The following is a 14,286-nucleotide window of genomic DNA, read 5'->3' on the forward strand; positions in this document are numbered from 1 at the left end:
TGCCGCCACAAAGCTGAAAAGCTTGACTTGCTGTCAGAGAGGCATAGGCTTGTAACAGAGGTCTGTGCTATCTGGTCCTCTTTTAAAATTGCCCCACACGAAGGCCCTGCTCCACTGATACAGATCTCCCATACTTCGAGCAAAAAGGGTCACAGCCCGGGCGGTGGGCCCGGCACCCTTTAGCAGCACCACGCCGAAGAGGAGGGACCGCCATGAGATCTACAGGGAGAGTCGCGTCACTTACTGGCGCGGTCATGATGACGCTCGCCGTCATCGCCGGTTGCGCCACAGAACTGAACGGCCCGCAGAAAGCAGAATTGCAGTGGTACCGCAACAAGGGGATGGCCATCGAGGAGAAGGATGCATCGACTGCCGCATGGCTGGGAATACTCCCCGGGGGTGGCTCGTTTTACACAAGGAATTACGGTATTGGTGTCGTGAACCTGCTGTGCTGGCCTTTCTCCGTGCTCTGGGACCCGGCTAGCGGCTACAACGGCGCAGAGATGCTCAATTACACGAGCACGGTGTCCGTAGTTGAAAAGAAGCGGAACGCGGAACTGCGCGACCTGGACGCCAAGTTAGGTGCCGGTGTCATTACCAAGGAGGAGTACTTCAAACAGAAAGCAGCTTGCGAGAAGCGCTACACGCCCGATCTCTAGCGAGCTCAATCACCAGCACATGCACATGCCTCCGGCTCCCACACCGGGGGCATGCAGTCTCACGCGCATAATTTTCGCCACACGCGAAACAGCCGTTCCAGCCGTTACTCCCCTCACTGCCGCAGGATCCTGCCTTGCCGCACAAGTTCACTGTCCTGTACCTTTCCACTGCTATTTCTTGCAGCAAACAGTGTATACACTTTGTCGTTTACGAAAGACTTGATGCTGATTACTTTTTCGGCTATAAACGCCCCCGGCCGGTATTTGTAATACAAATATCAGCAGTCAAATCTTGCACTTAAATCAATTAATCCTTTCTACGAAAGAGAAACATCGGTGCACTGCCGGTGTTTTAAGCGCACCCGTCAATAAACGTCCTTCGTACAGTACCGTTTAGGGCATGTGGACGTTGCACTAATAAGGATAAATAGTGAAAGTAAGCATTGTAAAAAAGATCACGGCGCTCATTATTACCCTCGTAATCACGGCGGTGACAGTGACGACTTACATTTCGTTGGCGAAGATGCGGCAGGAAATGGTGCGCGTGGCGACGGCGTCGCAGGAGAGCAGGTTGAACACCTTCTGGGAGCTGTTGCGGCAAAAGGGTGAACTGAGGATCTCAGATAACCGCCTTATGGCCGGCGACTACGTCATCAACGACAACAACGAGCTTCCCGACAAGGTGGCGAAGATCTGCGGTGGGACGGCGACCATCTTCATGAACGACGAACGCGTGGCGACCAACGTCATCAAGGAGGACGGCAGCAGGGCGGTCGGTACCAAGCTGCAGGGACCGGCCTTCGACGCGGTGTTCCGCAAGGGCGTGCCGTACCGCGGCGTGGCGCCCATCCTGGACATCCCCTACTTCACCGCCTACGACCCCATCCTCGACGCGGGGGGGCACGTCATCGGCGCTCTTTACGTGGGTGTTAAGACAGCCGACTTCCTGCAGTCTTTCGAGCATACCAGGACCGTGGTGATCGCCCTTGCCATCGGCTTTACCATTTTGGCCAGCGGCCTTGCCGCCTGGTTCACGAAGATGCTGCTCGCCCCCCTGGGTAAGGCCGTGGCCATCACCGAGGCGGTGGCCGAAGGGGATCTCACCGTGGCCATCCCGGCCGGCGGCGGAGACGAGGCGGGCAAGCTCCTTACCTCGCTGAAGACGATGGTGTCGGGGCTGCGCGGCATGATCAGTCGCGTCACCGGCTCGGCCGGGGCGCTCCAGGGGATCTCCGGGCGGCTGGCCGCGGAAGCGGTGCACGCCGTGGCGGCCGCAAGGCACCAGCAGGACAAGGTGACCGAGGCCTCGGCTTACGTGCGGACCATAGCGGACAAGGCGGAGGAGATCCAGAACGGGACGCAGAGGTTGGCCCAGGCCGCCTCCGACTCCTCGTCGGCGATCCTGGAGATGACCGCCAGCACCGACGAGGTCGCCCTGAACGCGGAACGGCTTACGACCCTGGTGGCCGAGGTGACCGCGGCCATGATGCAGAGCGCCTCCGCCACCAGCGAAATCGGCGAGCACACCAGGTCCCTGGTCTCCTCGTCGCTTTCCACCGCCTCCTCCATCCTGGAGATGGAGGCGGCCACCAACAGCGTCAAGGGGAACGCTCTTTTGACCGCGGAAGTGGCCCAAGGGGTCGAGGAGGACGCCCTGAAGGGGGTGGAGGCGATGCGCGCCATGCGCCAGGGGATGAGCGATATACGCGCCTCCTCGGGCGTCACCAACCAGGTCATCGCGACCCTCACCTCCAGGACCCACGAGATCGGGGCCATCTCCTCGGTGATCGATGACATCGCCAAGCGGACCTCGCTGCTCGCCCTCAACGCGAGCATCATAGCCGCCCAGGCCGGAGCGCACGGCAAACCGTTCGGCGTCGTGGCCGAGGAGATCAAGATGCTGGCCTCGAGCACGGCCAACTCAACCAACGAGATCGCCGCCCTGATTGCCGCCGTGCAGCTGGAGACCGAGCACGCGGTGAAGGCGATCAAGGAGGCCGACCAGCGCATCGCGGCGGGAGATGAGCTCAGCTCCCGTTCCAGCGCCGCCCTGGAAAAGATCGTAAGCGGCGTGTCCAGCGCCCGGAGCCACGTCAGCGGCATCGCGCTCGCCACCGCCGAGCAGGCCAAGGGGACCAGCCTGATCCGAGAGGCGATGGACCGGGTCACCCAGATGACCGAGAAGATCGAAAGGGCGATCAGGGAGCAGGCCGGGGCCAAGGAGGCGATCATGTTCGCCGCCGAGGAGATGAGGGAGCTGGCCGCGCAGTTCCACTGCGCCACCCGGGAACAGAGCAAGGTGGGGCGTTCCATATCCGACTCGATCCTCGACGTGAGCGAGATGTCGAGGAAGATAGAGACGGCCTGCGCGGTGCAGGCGAGGGAGAACCAGCAGATAGCTGCGGCGGTGGCCGAGATCCACTCCGACGCCGACCGCTGCCTGCAGGCGGCCGCGCAGCTGGAGTCCGGCGCCAGCGACCTCGCCAGCCAGGTCGAAGTACTGCAGCAGGGCACCGCCGCCTTCCGGCTCTAAGGCAATAACCGCAGAACCTAACGGTGTGAAAGCAAAGGGCCGGCGGGAAACACAAACCGCCGGCTCTTTTTTGCGCCCGCAGCACGCCCCCGCCCCGTCCCTCCCTTCCCTCAACCGCCCCCCACAGCGACGCTGCAACTCCTCGCAATAGGGTTCAACTGCCCAAGCGAATCCCTGGCAACTGTTCCGGCGACGAGCTCCTTGCAAGAAGCTGCAGCCGGCCAAGCAAGCATTCGTCCGCGCGGCCGGCACGATGATGACAAATTCGCTAAAGAAAGGAGCAAACGATACCGATACTTCAGGCACTGGCACAACCAAACGCCGCACCGATCTGGCGGAGGAGATTATAGGATGAAACGTTTTCGCGATTGGGGGATATTTCACAAGATCATCAGCGCCACGCTGCTCTCCTGGCTGCTGCTGGTGACGATATCGGTATTCCTGCTGACACCGTACCTGCGCTCGCTGATCATGAACGAGCGCGAGGAAACGGTGCGCGCCCTCGTGCAGCAGGCGACCAGCATGATGAAGGGGTACCAGGACCAGGTAGACCGGGGGAGCCTGACCAGGGAGGAAGCGCAGCGCAGGGCAATCCAGGAGATCTCCGCGGCCAGGTACCAGGGAACCAACTACCTCTGGATCAACGACCTCACCCCGAGGATGGTGATGCACCCCCTGAAGCCGGAGCTAAACGGCAAGGACCTTGCGCAGTTCAAGGATCCCAAAGGAAAGCTGCTCTTCATGGAGATGGTGCGCGCCTGCAACGAGAACGGGAAGGGTTTCGTCAGCTACCGCTGGCCCAAGGGCGCGGCCGGCGCACCGGAGCCCAAGCTCTCCTACGTCGAACTGTTCCGCCCCTGGGGTTGGGTGGTGGGGACCGGGATCTACCTGGACGACGTGCGGGCCACACTATGGCGGACGCAGCTGTACATCGGCGCCGGGCTCCTCGTGGTGCTCGCCTTGACCCTCATGCTGACCTGGTTCATAGCGCGCTCCATCACCCTCCCCCTGAAGGAGATGGTGCAGGCGGTGGAGGAGATCGCCTCGGGGGACGGAGACCTCTCCCGGAGCATCGCCTGCGGCCGCTCGGACGAGTTGGGCGCGCTGGCCAGGAACATGAACATCTTCATCGAGACCCTCCATAGCCTGGTGGGGAGCGTGCTCAAGGTGAGCATCCACGTGGTGATCGCTTCCAGCCGGGTCCACGGCATGGCCAAGCAGATCAACAGCAACGCGGACGACCTGGCCGCCCAGTCGGTCTCGGTGGCCACCGCGAGCGATGAGATGTCGGCGACCTCGCAGGACATCGCCCGGAGCTGCGCCCAGGCGGCGCAAGGGGGAACCACCACGAGCCGCGTCGCCTGCGACGGTGCCCAGGTGGTCAACGAAACCGTGGCGGGGATGCACCAGATAGCGGACCTGGTACGGGAATCGGCCACGACCGTGACCGGCCTCGGGCGGCGCTCCGACCAGATCGGGGAGATCATCGGCACCATCGAGGAGATCGCCGACCAGACCAACCTGCTGGCGCTCAACGCGGCGATAGAGGCGGCGCGGGCGGGGGAACAGGGGCGGGGTTTCGCGGTGGTGGCCGACGAGGTGCGCGCCCTCGCCGAGAGAACCACCAGGGCGACCAAGGAAATCGGCGGGATGATCGGCGTCATCCAGGGGGACACCAGGGCGGCGGTGCGATCCATGGAACACGGGGTGACCGTGGTGGAGAAAGGGTCCCAGGGGGCACAGCTCTCGGGGCAGGCGCTGCAGGACATCATCGCCCGCATCGACGGCGTGACCGGGGACCTGGCCCAGATCGCGACCGCGGCGGAGGAGCAGAGCGCGACCACGCACGAGATAGCGGCGAGCGTGCAGCGGGTGACCGAGATCGCGCGTCACACCTCGGCGGAGACGCAGCAGACCACCCACGAGGCGAACCAGCTGCTGGCCATGGCGGAGGAACTGATGGCCCTTTTGGGCAAGTTCAAGATCAACGAGGACGCCGCCCTGGTTATCAGCAGGGCGCGGAGCGCGCACATGATCTTCGTGGGCAAGATCAAGGGGCACCTGGACGGCACCCTCAGGATCGACCCGCAGGCCCTCCCCACCCACCTCACCTGCGCCTTCGGCAAGTGGTACCAGAGCAAAGGGAGGGAGGACTGCGGCCACAGCGACCTGTTCCGCCAGATCGACGCGCCGCACGCCAAGGTGCACGAGCTGGGCAAGCAGGCGGTGATCGCCTGCAACAACGGCGACCGGGTCAGGGCGGCGCAATTCTGCGCGGAGATGGTCGCCGCCTCCGAACTGCTGCTGGGGATCCTGGAACGGCTCGAGGGGGGGTGCTCCGCCTGATCGGCGCCTGGTGCCGCGACACGTTGATTCGCTCTTTGGTCCGCTACGGCGGGACGCGGGCGGTTTAAGCCGTTGACATCCCGGTCGAAGCGTCATAGATTCGCCTCTCGGACCGCGGCACAGCCGCAATACCAAACGAGAGAGAAACCCTCATGAAGCTTGCCCCAAAAACCAATGCCGCGCTCGCGGCGCTCCTCGCGGCCCTGTTTCTCGGCACCCCGGGCTCCTTTGGCGTGGCCCAGGCAACCTCCGCGCCGGCCGGCGCACGGATCTGCGCCCGCCCCAACGACGCGGTGCGGGAGTACGCAGGGGTGATCGAGAAGACCAGGAAGGAGCAGCCGGAGCTCGCCGAGGCGCTGCGCCTGTTCCCCAAAGGGGGGGATCTCCACAACCACCTCTCCGGCACCGTTCCGGCGGAGACGTACCTGGCCCTGGCGGCGGCCGACGGCGCCTGCTTCGGCCCCGAGGGGAAAACGGGACGCTACACCCTGGAGGGGGGCACCTCCTCCGGCGGCTGCGGCGACGGCTTCAGCCCCGTCTCCGGCGCCTCCCCGGCGGAGCGGGAAGGGATCCTGCAGTCCCTCTCCATGTACCGCCTCGGCTATGCCGACACGCAGCAGGGACACGACCATTTCTTCGCCACCTTCGCCAGGTTCCGCGCCGTATCCGACAACGTATGCAACACCCCGCCCATGCTCGCGGAGGTGTTGAGACGGTCCCACCGGGACGGGGTGTCCTACCTGGAGACCATGCTCTCCTTCCAGTCCTCGGCGGTGAACGCGCTGGCCAGGCAGCTGCGGCAGAGGTTCCCGCTGGAAGCCTCCTACCGGGACAGCCGCCAGTTCCCCGCCATGCAGCGTTTCCTTCTCGACGCAGGACTCAAGGACGCGGTGGCCGCCGCCCGCACCGAGATCGCCCAGTACGTGAACAAGACCCGGACGCTGCTCAACTGCGGCACTCCCGAGGCGGACGGCGCCTGCGGCGTTTCCTACGCCTTCGTGTCGACCGTTAACCGCACCTCCGCCCAGGGGGACGGCACCCCCGACCTCGCCAAGGTGTTCACCCAGGCCGCCTTCTCCATGCAGCTCTCGTCCTCGGAGCCCCGCGTGGTCGGGGTGAACCTGCTCAGCAAGGAGGACGCCCCGGTCTCCCTGACGGGGTTCCAGGACCAGATGAGGATCTTCCGCTACTTCCACGACGCCTTTCCGGGGGTAAACATCGCCCTGCATGCCGGAGAGCTCACCCCCTGCTTCGTAGGGGGGGACAACCCGGCGCTCAAGGAGCACCTGACCGGCACGCTGAAGGCGGGGGCGAGGCGGATCGGCCACGGGGTCTCCTTCGCCTTCCTTAAACCGGAAGAGAAGTCGGAAGTGGCAGAGCAGATCAGGCGCAACAACGCCCTGGTCGAGATCATGTTCACCAGCAACGCACAGATCCTCGGTGTCGCCGGTGCGGAGCACCCGTTCGCGCAGTACCGCGTCTACGGGGTCCCGGTCGCCTTCGCCAGCGACGACGAGGGGGTGTCACACGCGAACCTTACCGACGAATGGATCTACGGCTTCGAGAAGTACGCCCTCACCAGGGACGACCTGCAATACCTCGGGCGCAACAGCCTGCAGTACAGCTTCATCCCCGGCGCGCCGCTGTGGGCCGACGTGGCGCAGGGAAAGCCGGTCGAGGCCTGCTCCGGAGACGCCCCCGGTTCCGCCACCCCGTCCCCGCGCTGCGCTAGCTTTCTGAAGCAAAGCGCGAAGGGGGCGGCGCAGTGGGAATACGAGGCACGGCTGAAGGAGTACTGGCACAACTACGGGAAGTATTTCGAGAAGAGGTAGGATGAACCGACCGCCAAGGCGGGAAAGCAAAGGGGGACGCGGCGCGGGCTGCGTCCCCCTTTTTTTTGGGCCTGGCTTGCTGCGGCGCCTGGCGCGGGGGCCTGTTTCGGAGAAGCCGGCAGCGCCCTCACCCGGCCTTCGGCCACCCTCTCCCAGAGGGAGAGGGAGAGGGAGAGGGAGAGGGAGAGGGAGAGGGAGAGGGGGTGAGAGGGAGAGGGATAACGCGAAGTGCTACATGAAGAGCATGAACCCGTTGGCGAATTGGACCAGGCCGCAGATGCCGACTGCGACGCCTGCCACCCAGACCGCCTTCTTCTTCAACAACGCGGCGATCGAGGAGAGCAGGATGGCGATCTGCAGGAAGATGACCGCGAGGCCGAAGGGGCGGCCGTGGCGCTGCGCCTCGTCCCTCTCCTTCTCGAGCTTCTTTGCTTCGTCCTGGATCTTGGCCTTCTCCTGGTCGTACTTGGCGATCTTCGCCTTCAGGGCCTGCGCCCTCGCCTCCATGGCGGCGCCCACCTGCCTGTCGCCGGTCCGGAGCAGCTCGCGCTCCAACTGTCCCTGCTCCATCTCGGCCAGGGACTGCTTGATGCTCTTCGCCTGGTAGAACGCCCACTGGTCCGAGGCCTGGCTCTGGGCCAGCACCGACCTGGTCGAGAAACCTCCCCCCTTGAAGGTGGCCAGCGTGGCGCAGACGGCCAAGATCACGGTGGTGAGTGCGAGATAGTTGAGCCAGGGCTCCTTTTTTTCTTCTGCCATTTTCATACCTCCTGCTGGTAATTAGTTGTCGCGGCGGCAGCTAGTGCTCATGCCGGTGATGTTGATCGGGCCAGTGCACGTGGGAATGGGTGACCGGCCGGTGCACGTGGAAGTGGTCATGCGGTTCCGCCTGCTCCCCTTCCGGGTGATCGTGATCGTGATGGTCGTCATGGCTGTGCCGGTGGGCGTGGGCCAGCTCCTCGTGGGTATGACGGTGGCGGTGCACCTCCACGTAGAGGAGAAGGATGCCGGCCAGCATGAGCAAGGTGGCGACCCAGTAGGCGGCGGGGGGGCGCTCGCCCAGGAGCGCCACCGAGAGCAGCGTCCCGAAGAAGGGGCCTACCGCGAAGAAGGTCGCGGTCCGGGCGGCGCCGATCTGGCGCAGGGCCTCCACGAAGAGGACCAGGCTGAGACCGTAGCTCATGGCACCGACCCCGAGCGCCCCGGCGACCTGCCCGGGCGTCGCGGTCCCCGTGGTGAAGAGAAGCGCCAGGATGACGGAGAAGAGCCCGGCGGCGAGCCCCTTCACCGACGCCAGGACCGTGGAGGAGATCTCGTCCACGTCGCGGGTCAGGTTGTTGTCGATGCCCCAGAAGACGCAGGCGACCACCACCAGGAGCCCGGACAGCGAGAAGGAAAGTCCCCCTTGTGCCCTCAGCACCACGAGGCCCGCGCCTACGAGGATCAGGACCTTGCCGGACCAGACGTAGGGGCCGATGTACTCCTTGAACACCAGCCAAGCGATGAGGGTAGTGGCCACCGTCTCCAGGTTGAGGAGCAGGGAGACCTCGGAGGCGGCCCCGTACTTGATCCCGAAGGCGAGGCAGACAGGGGCTACGATACCGCCGGCGACAACGGCGCCCGCCAGCTTCAGCCGGTGCCGGGGGGAGAGCAGGCGCAGTTCCGCGCTCGAGCTCTTCCCCTGGATCAGGAGCAGCACCTGCAGCCCGAGCCCGGAGCCGAGGTAGAGCAGCCCCGCCAGCAGCGCCGGCGACATGTCGCCGATGAGCAGCTTGCAAAAGACAGGCGAGACGCCGAAGAGCGCCGCGGAAAGCATGGCGAAAAGTTGTCCGGTGAAGACGGGCAGGCGGCACCTCCGCAAAGAATCGTCTTTCTTGGGAGAAGAACAATAACCGAATCGAAGGGATTTTTCCAGAGCGTAAACGAGAAGGAAAAGAAGACTTTACGTAGAGACGCCAAAGAGCAAACTACGGCAAAAGCATGAAAACAAACACCTTCAACGCAAAGGCGCAGAGGCGCTAGGACTGCACTAACAACAAGAATCACAAGGCATGAATGCCTGAAGGTTGGTTTCCCTTTGCGCCTTGGCGGCTGCGCGGCTTTGCGTTGAGGATGTTAAAAAGGGGAAGTATCTTTTGTGACCCGCATTTTGCTATAATTAGGCATCGGCACGAGAGGTGCCTGTCACGCTTTGCCTGACCGTAAGGGGGAACGTAATGAACATTTTCGATTGCGCCATAAAGATAGAGGAAGAAACCAAGGCATACTATCAAGGACTGGAAGCCGAAGCCATGGAGCCTGAGATGAAGATACTCTTCTCCATGCTGGCAGCCTCCGAAGAGGAGCATCAGAGGAAACTGAGAAGGCTCAGAAAGAAAATGGACGGTGCCATGCTGGATGGACTGACCAGCAACGTCTGCAGGTTCAGACCGCTGCTCAGCCAAAAAGAACTCCTGGAGGAAACCGGAAGGGACCCGAACCTGTACCGCTTCGCGGTGGGCAACGAGGAACAGGAGATCCGCTTCTACGAAGAACTGGCGTCGGCGGCGACGAACGAGAAGACCCGCAAGGGGCTGCGCATGCTGGCCCAGGAGGAACGGCGCCACCTGCAAAAGGTGACCAACATCTACTCCTTCGTGGAAACGCCGAAAACCTTCCTGGCCTGGAGCGAGTTCAGCAACATGCGGGAACTCTAACACCGCCTCTGCATGAACAAACGAAGAAGCCCGCCGCAAACGGCGGGCTTTCTCTTTTCACCCTCCCCTACCTTCAACAAAAAGCCGCAAAGGCAAACAAAACGAACCATCGGCCACGGAGAAAATCAGAACAAATCTGAGCTCACTCGGTTTCGGCCTTGGCGGGGTCGTAGGCGCTGTCCGGGTCGCACTCCGGACGGAGGTAGCGCTCCAGTCCTTCGTACAGGCGGTCGGAGGTCAGCTTGATCGCCATCACCATGTCCATCTCCTGAACACCCCCCTGCTTGAGGTAGCTCAGGTGCAGCCGGTCCACCAGCCCCTTCAACTGCTGCGACAAACAGTAGGCCTCCTTCAGCATGACGTAGTTGCTCTCGGAAAGCTCCTGCAGCCTTTCGTCTTTCAATCCTGTTGTCATGGTCCCTCCCGGGCGCGCGGCTCAATGCCAAGCGATGCAGTTGACCGGGCAGCTGTCTATGGCCTGTTGGATCTTCTCCCTGTCTGCGCCCCCCTGCCCGTGCACCTCGGAGACGCCGTCGCCGTTTAGCCTAAACAGCTCGGGCAGGATGCTCACGCAAAGCCCGCACCCTATGCAGATCTGCTGATCGACGTACACCTGGTTCGGCATCTGTGGCCCCTCCGAATCTAAGCTGCGAAACGGATAAAAGATACACGATGATCCTCAAATGTCTAACCCGTCCGGGGCAGGGGCGGGAGCCGAGGGCGGCGCTGCGGAAGGGGGCTGCGGTTCTTGGGGAATGGGGAGCCGGCGACGGGCTTATTTCGGTTTGTAGGTAAAGCAGTCGGGATGCGACTCGTGCATGCCGACGTCCACGGCGGGAGCCGTGCATTCGAGGGACTGGTTGTAGCTGCAGTTCTCCACCTTGCAGGCGCCGATGCCCCCCTGGACGTCGATGATCCCCCCCCTCTGGCTCCCCTGCATGAAGGTGTCGCACTCGGGGCAGGTCTCGCCGGGGCCGCCCACCGTGATGGCGAGCGTGTGGCAGGAATTGTGCTTATTGTAGGCGCACTGCGTTACGTTGCAGGAATTGATCTTCACCATCTGCTTCTCTTGCATGTTCTGCCTCCTTTTGCGGCCCCCTTCACGCATTAGGAGTTTTTTAACAGAAATGGTTTGATAGTCAAGTCGCCGAGAGCTACCCGCAGCACCCCCCGCCGCCGAAGCCCGGGATCTTCCTCTCCCTGAGCCACTCGTGGATCATGCCGCTGGCGCACCCGACCCCGGCATCGACCTTGAGGGCGGCGGCGGGACAGTTGAGGGCGCAGGCGCCGCACTCCATGCAGGCGTCACGGTCCACCATCACGGCCCGCTTCCCCTCCATGCGGAACACCTGGTGCGGACAGACCTCGACGCACCGGCCGCAACCGATGCAAAGCGGGGTGGAGAGCTCCAGCGTGGCCACCCCTTGCAGATACCTGAAACCTTTCATCCCTTCCTCCCTTTAGACCAGAAGCCTTCCGGCCATGACGATGAAGAGCGCGCCCCCCAGGGCACCCGCCATGACCGGGAGCCCCAGGCGCATCTCCTTCTTCACCCCGGACTTCGAGGTGTACGTGGTGCAGCCGGTGAAGTTGAGGGTGTAGAAGGAGGAGACCGCCGGGAGCGCCAGGAAGGCGGCCAGAGTCGCCGCCCCTCCCCAGCTCACCCCTCCGGCGAGGGCATAGAGGAGCGCGCAGTAGAGCGCTCCCGCGAAGGCCCCCTTGACCGCGAAGCTCCTGGTGGGCAATAACGGCAGCAGCAGCGGGCCGATGGCGACGCCGGTGCAGACCGCCCCCAGAAAGGCGAGCGCCGCGGTCGCCGCGGCATCCGCGCCCCAGACGAGCGTCGTCACGAGGTAGATGAGCGCCGCCGCCGGGAGCACCGGCTTGGCCGCGAGGACCAGTTCCACCGGGATGAGCACCAGGCGGTCGTACCAGTTGAAGCGGAGCTCGCGCATGGCGGGAGTGCTCGAACCACCCCGGTCCAGGTAGGCGGGGAGATCGGCCGCGCGCATGGTGGCGTAGGTGACGTCGAAGCCGCTTCTTTGTTTCACCCGGTGCGCCGACACCCCGGCGGCACCCAGGATGGGAAGGATGAGCCTACGGTGGCCGACCACCCGGTCGAGCCCGCTCTTTTCGATGCGGTGCACCAGCTCGCCGGTGCCGAAGGTCCCCTTCCCCGCCGCGCACCAGACGTTGATGCCGTAGGTCTCAAGGACCAAAAGCCACACGTTCCTGCCGCAAAGCGCACGGCGCACGAGGTCGTAGCTCATCTTGTAGTTCGCGGTCACAACGACCGGCGCCTCGCTGTCGGGCGCGCCGATGGCGTAGAGGCCGGGAGGGACCATGAAGGTCATCCGGTTGATCCCCCAGCGTGCAAAGCATGCACCCAGGTGGTCGGCGAGGGTGAGGCTGCCGCTGACCTGGGGTGCCCGGCCTGCGCCGGCCGGAATCCAGCGCACGAAACCGGGGACCTTTTCGCTGATTTCTCCGCCGCCCGCGGAGGTGGGTGGACCTCAGCAGGGAGGAGTCGCGGTGTTTCCCGCTACACCTGGCGCGCTGTCGCACGCTTTCTGCTTAACGGCGATTTTCTTGAACTGCCTGATCTCCATAGTCACCTCTTGCCCGTTTGTCTCAGACACCTTCTTTCTATAGCGGTTTTCTGAGGTACCGGTCAAGTCTATGTCCAGAAAAAAAAGAAGGACGGTCCGGGCCGTCCTGATCTTCCTGGCAAACAAGGTCCTTTTCCACCTCGTCAGGGAAAGGCGAGGTTGCCCTCCCTGTGGCAGGTGGTGGAGTCTCCGCCCCCGCAACTGCGGAAATGATAACTGGCATGGCTGTCGGTGACCTCCAAGCGAACCTGAACCCCATGCGCCGTGTCCGCCTCTAGTGCATGCTCGATACGGTGCAGGGGAACAGGCCTCTGTGCCATCACCATCATCACCACGAGGTTGATGGCGGCAAGCAGGAGCAGCAGCAGGTTCAGGTACCTGCCCCGGTCCTGCTCCTCCGGCGCCTCGCCCCCCCCCATTTGCTTTTCTTCGTGGTTCAGCATCCATTCCTCCAACCGGGCGACGCTCTTGCAGCTCAAACGATGGGAGTTCCGGCACGCCTTTTCGGAATTCCCGGTTGTGAACGGGCACCACCGCACCGCGCACCGCACCACCGATGCAGGCCCGGGCACTGCGCCAGGCCTGCTGACACGGCACGTGATACTACAACTAGAGTTTCTCGATCTTGCTCTTGCTGCGCATCCGGTCGACGCATTCTGCAACCGCCCTGCGCAAGTGGTCCTGCTTTAAGTACTGGGCGATCTTCTCCTTCACTTCCTCGAACTTCTCGGTGCCCGGGGCGATGCGATCGTTTACCTTGATGATGTGATACCCCATTTCGGATTCGACCACCCCGCTCATCTCACCTTTTTTCATGGCGAAGGCAGCCTTGTCGAACAAAGTGGAGACCTGCCCCTTGCCAATGACGCCCAAGTCTCCGCCGCGGGCCGCGCTCGGGCAGGTCGATTCCTTCTTCGCTACCTCGGCGAAGTCCTCGCCCCCCTTAACCCGCTTCAAAAGGGTCTCGGCCTTCTCCTTCGCCTGCCGTTTCAGCTGGGGCGCCGCTTTCTGGTCCACACCCACCAGGATGTGGCTTGCCTTGATGCGTTCCCCCTTCTTGAAATACTTGTCCTGGTTGTCGTCGTAGAATTTCTTCACCTCGGCATCGGTGACCGCCACCTTGGGCGCGACTTCCTTCTCGATGTACCCTGTGACCACGATCTCGTGGCGCATGGCGTCCTTCACCTCCTGCGTCGTCATGTTCATCGACTGGAGAGCCTTGTCATATTCCGCATCGCTCGGGTACTTGGCCCGGTTCTGGGCGTACTTCTCCTCGACAAGCTTGTCGAGGTCCTTGGGGGCCGATTGGGAGGCCTCCTGGTACAGGAGTTCCGCGGAGGTGAGCTGGATCAGTACCTGGTCCAACGCCTTTTTCATCTGATCCGGCGGCAGTTGCTGCGTCACGCCGCTTTGTGCCAGGAGCACCTTGAGAGCGCGGTCCACCTCGGGCTTGGTAATGGCAACGCCGTTGACCTTGACGACGGGTTCACCTTTTTTTTCAGCCTTTCCCGCGGTGGCCGAGCAGGCGGAGGTGGAAAAGAGGATCAGGGTGGCGCAGGCGGCGCTGGCAAGCTTTTTCAACGGTGACATCATTTTGGTTCTCCTTTGGGT

At 63.2% G+C, this 14,286-nt stretch carries 14 protein-coding genes; 5 read left to right on the forward strand and 9 right to left on the reverse strand.

From position 1 onward, the window contains the following. Nucleotides 1–212: 212 nt before the first annotated feature. The 4 genes from KP003_RS13845 to KP003_RS13860 all read left to right on the forward strand — a co-directional run bounded on the left by KP003_RS13845 (nucleotide 213) and on the right by KP003_RS13860 (nucleotide 7,370). Nucleotides 213–659, forward strand: a complete 447-nt coding sequence (locus KP003_RS13845) for a hypothetical protein (protein WP_217299711.1) — start codon at nucleotides 213–215, stop codon at nucleotides 657–659. A gap of 496 nt (nucleotides 660–1,155) precedes the next feature. Further along, the gene (locus tag KP003_RS13850; protein WP_216788829.1) at nucleotides 1,156–3,192 is read left to right on the forward strand and encodes a methyl-accepting chemotaxis protein; all 2,037 of its coding nucleotides are present in this window, start codon (nucleotides 1,156–1,158) and stop codon (nucleotides 3,190–3,192) included. Between the two features lie 351 nt (nucleotides 3,193–3,543). Continuing rightward, nucleotides 3,544–5,538 carry a methyl-accepting chemotaxis protein gene (locus KP003_RS21505; protein WP_217299712.1) on the forward strand — a complete coding sequence of 665 codons (1,995 nt, stop codon included), beginning with the start codon at nucleotides 3,544–3,546 and terminating at the stop codon, nucleotides 5,536–5,538. A gap of 152 nt (nucleotides 5,539–5,690) precedes the next feature. After that, complete coding sequence (locus tag KP003_RS13860) at nucleotides 5,691–7,370, forward strand: amidohydrolase family protein (RefSeq protein ID WP_216500693.1); 1,680 nt, start codon at nucleotides 5,691–5,693, stop codon at nucleotides 7,368–7,370. Between the two features lie 231 nt (nucleotides 7,371–7,601). Here KP003_RS13860 and KP003_RS13865 read toward each other — a convergent pair whose 3' ends face one another. Both KP003_RS13865 and KP003_RS13870 read right to left on the reverse strand, forming a co-directional pair. Then, nucleotides 7,602–8,129, reverse strand: a complete 528-nt coding sequence (locus KP003_RS13865) for a DUF4337 domain-containing protein (protein WP_216500694.1) — start codon at nucleotides 8,127–8,129, stop codon at nucleotides 7,602–7,604. Between the two features lie 40 nt (nucleotides 8,130–8,169). Continuing rightward, on the reverse strand, nucleotides 8,170–9,186 hold the full coding sequence (locus tag KP003_RS13870; RefSeq protein ID WP_216500703.1) for a DMT family transporter: 1,017 nt from the start codon (nucleotides 9,184–9,186) through the stop codon (nucleotides 8,170–8,172). 400 nt (nucleotides 9,187–9,586) lie between these two features. Between KP003_RS13870 and KP003_RS13875 the strand changes: the two genes are divergently transcribed. Then, on the forward strand, nucleotides 9,587–10,066 hold the full coding sequence (locus KP003_RS13875; protein ID WP_216500695.1) for a ferritin-like domain-containing protein: 480 nt from the start codon (nucleotides 9,587–9,589) through the stop codon (nucleotides 10,064–10,066). Between the two features lie 142 nt (nucleotides 10,067–10,208). Here KP003_RS13875 and KP003_RS13880 read toward each other — a convergent pair whose 3' ends face one another. The 7 genes from KP003_RS13880 to KP003_RS13910 all read right to left on the reverse strand — a co-directional run bounded on the left by KP003_RS13880 (nucleotide 10,209) and on the right by KP003_RS13910 (nucleotide 14,268). Next, complete coding sequence (locus tag KP003_RS13880; protein ID WP_216500696.1) at nucleotides 10,209–10,481, reverse strand: hypothetical protein; 273 nt, start codon at nucleotides 10,479–10,481, stop codon at nucleotides 10,209–10,211. 21 nt (nucleotides 10,482–10,502) lie between these two features. After that, nucleotides 10,503–10,691, reverse strand: a complete 189-nt coding sequence (locus KP003_RS13885) for a ferredoxin (protein WP_216500697.1) — start codon at nucleotides 10,689–10,691, stop codon at nucleotides 10,503–10,505. Nucleotides 10,692–10,841: 150 nt separating this feature from the next. Continuing rightward, entirely contained in the window at nucleotides 10,842–11,141 is a 300-nt protein-coding gene (locus KP003_RS13890) for a DUF1540 domain-containing protein (protein ID WP_216500698.1), read from the reverse strand. Between the two features lie 79 nt (nucleotides 11,142–11,220). Next, entirely contained in the window at nucleotides 11,221–11,514 is a 294-nt protein-coding gene (gene hgcB, locus KP003_RS13895; RefSeq protein WP_216500699.1) for a mercury methylation ferredoxin HgcB, read from the reverse strand. Between the two features lie 12 nt (nucleotides 11,515–11,526). Further along, nucleotides 11,527–12,675, reverse strand: a complete 1,149-nt coding sequence (hgcA, locus tag KP003_RS13900) for a mercury methylation corrinoid protein HgcA (RefSeq protein WP_275423194.1) — start codon at nucleotides 12,673–12,675, stop codon at nucleotides 11,527–11,529. Nucleotides 12,676–12,818: 143 nt separating this feature from the next. Beyond that, nucleotides 12,819–13,118: a hypothetical protein gene (locus KP003_RS13905; protein WP_216500700.1), complete on the reverse strand. Its 300-nt coding sequence runs from the start codon at nucleotides 13,116–13,118 to the stop codon at nucleotides 12,819–12,821. A gap of 166 nt (nucleotides 13,119–13,284) precedes the next feature. Then, nucleotides 13,285–14,268 carry a peptidylprolyl isomerase gene (locus tag KP003_RS13910; RefSeq protein ID WP_239027538.1) on the reverse strand — a complete coding sequence of 328 codons (984 nt, stop codon included), beginning with the start codon at nucleotides 14,266–14,268 and terminating at the stop codon, nucleotides 13,285–13,287. Nucleotides 14,269–14,286: the final 18 nt, after the last annotated feature.

This window comes from Geomonas diazotrophica (assembly GCF_019063885.1).
GTDB lineage: Bacteria > Desulfobacterota > Desulfuromonadia > Geobacterales > Geobacteraceae > Geomonas > Geomonas diazotrophica.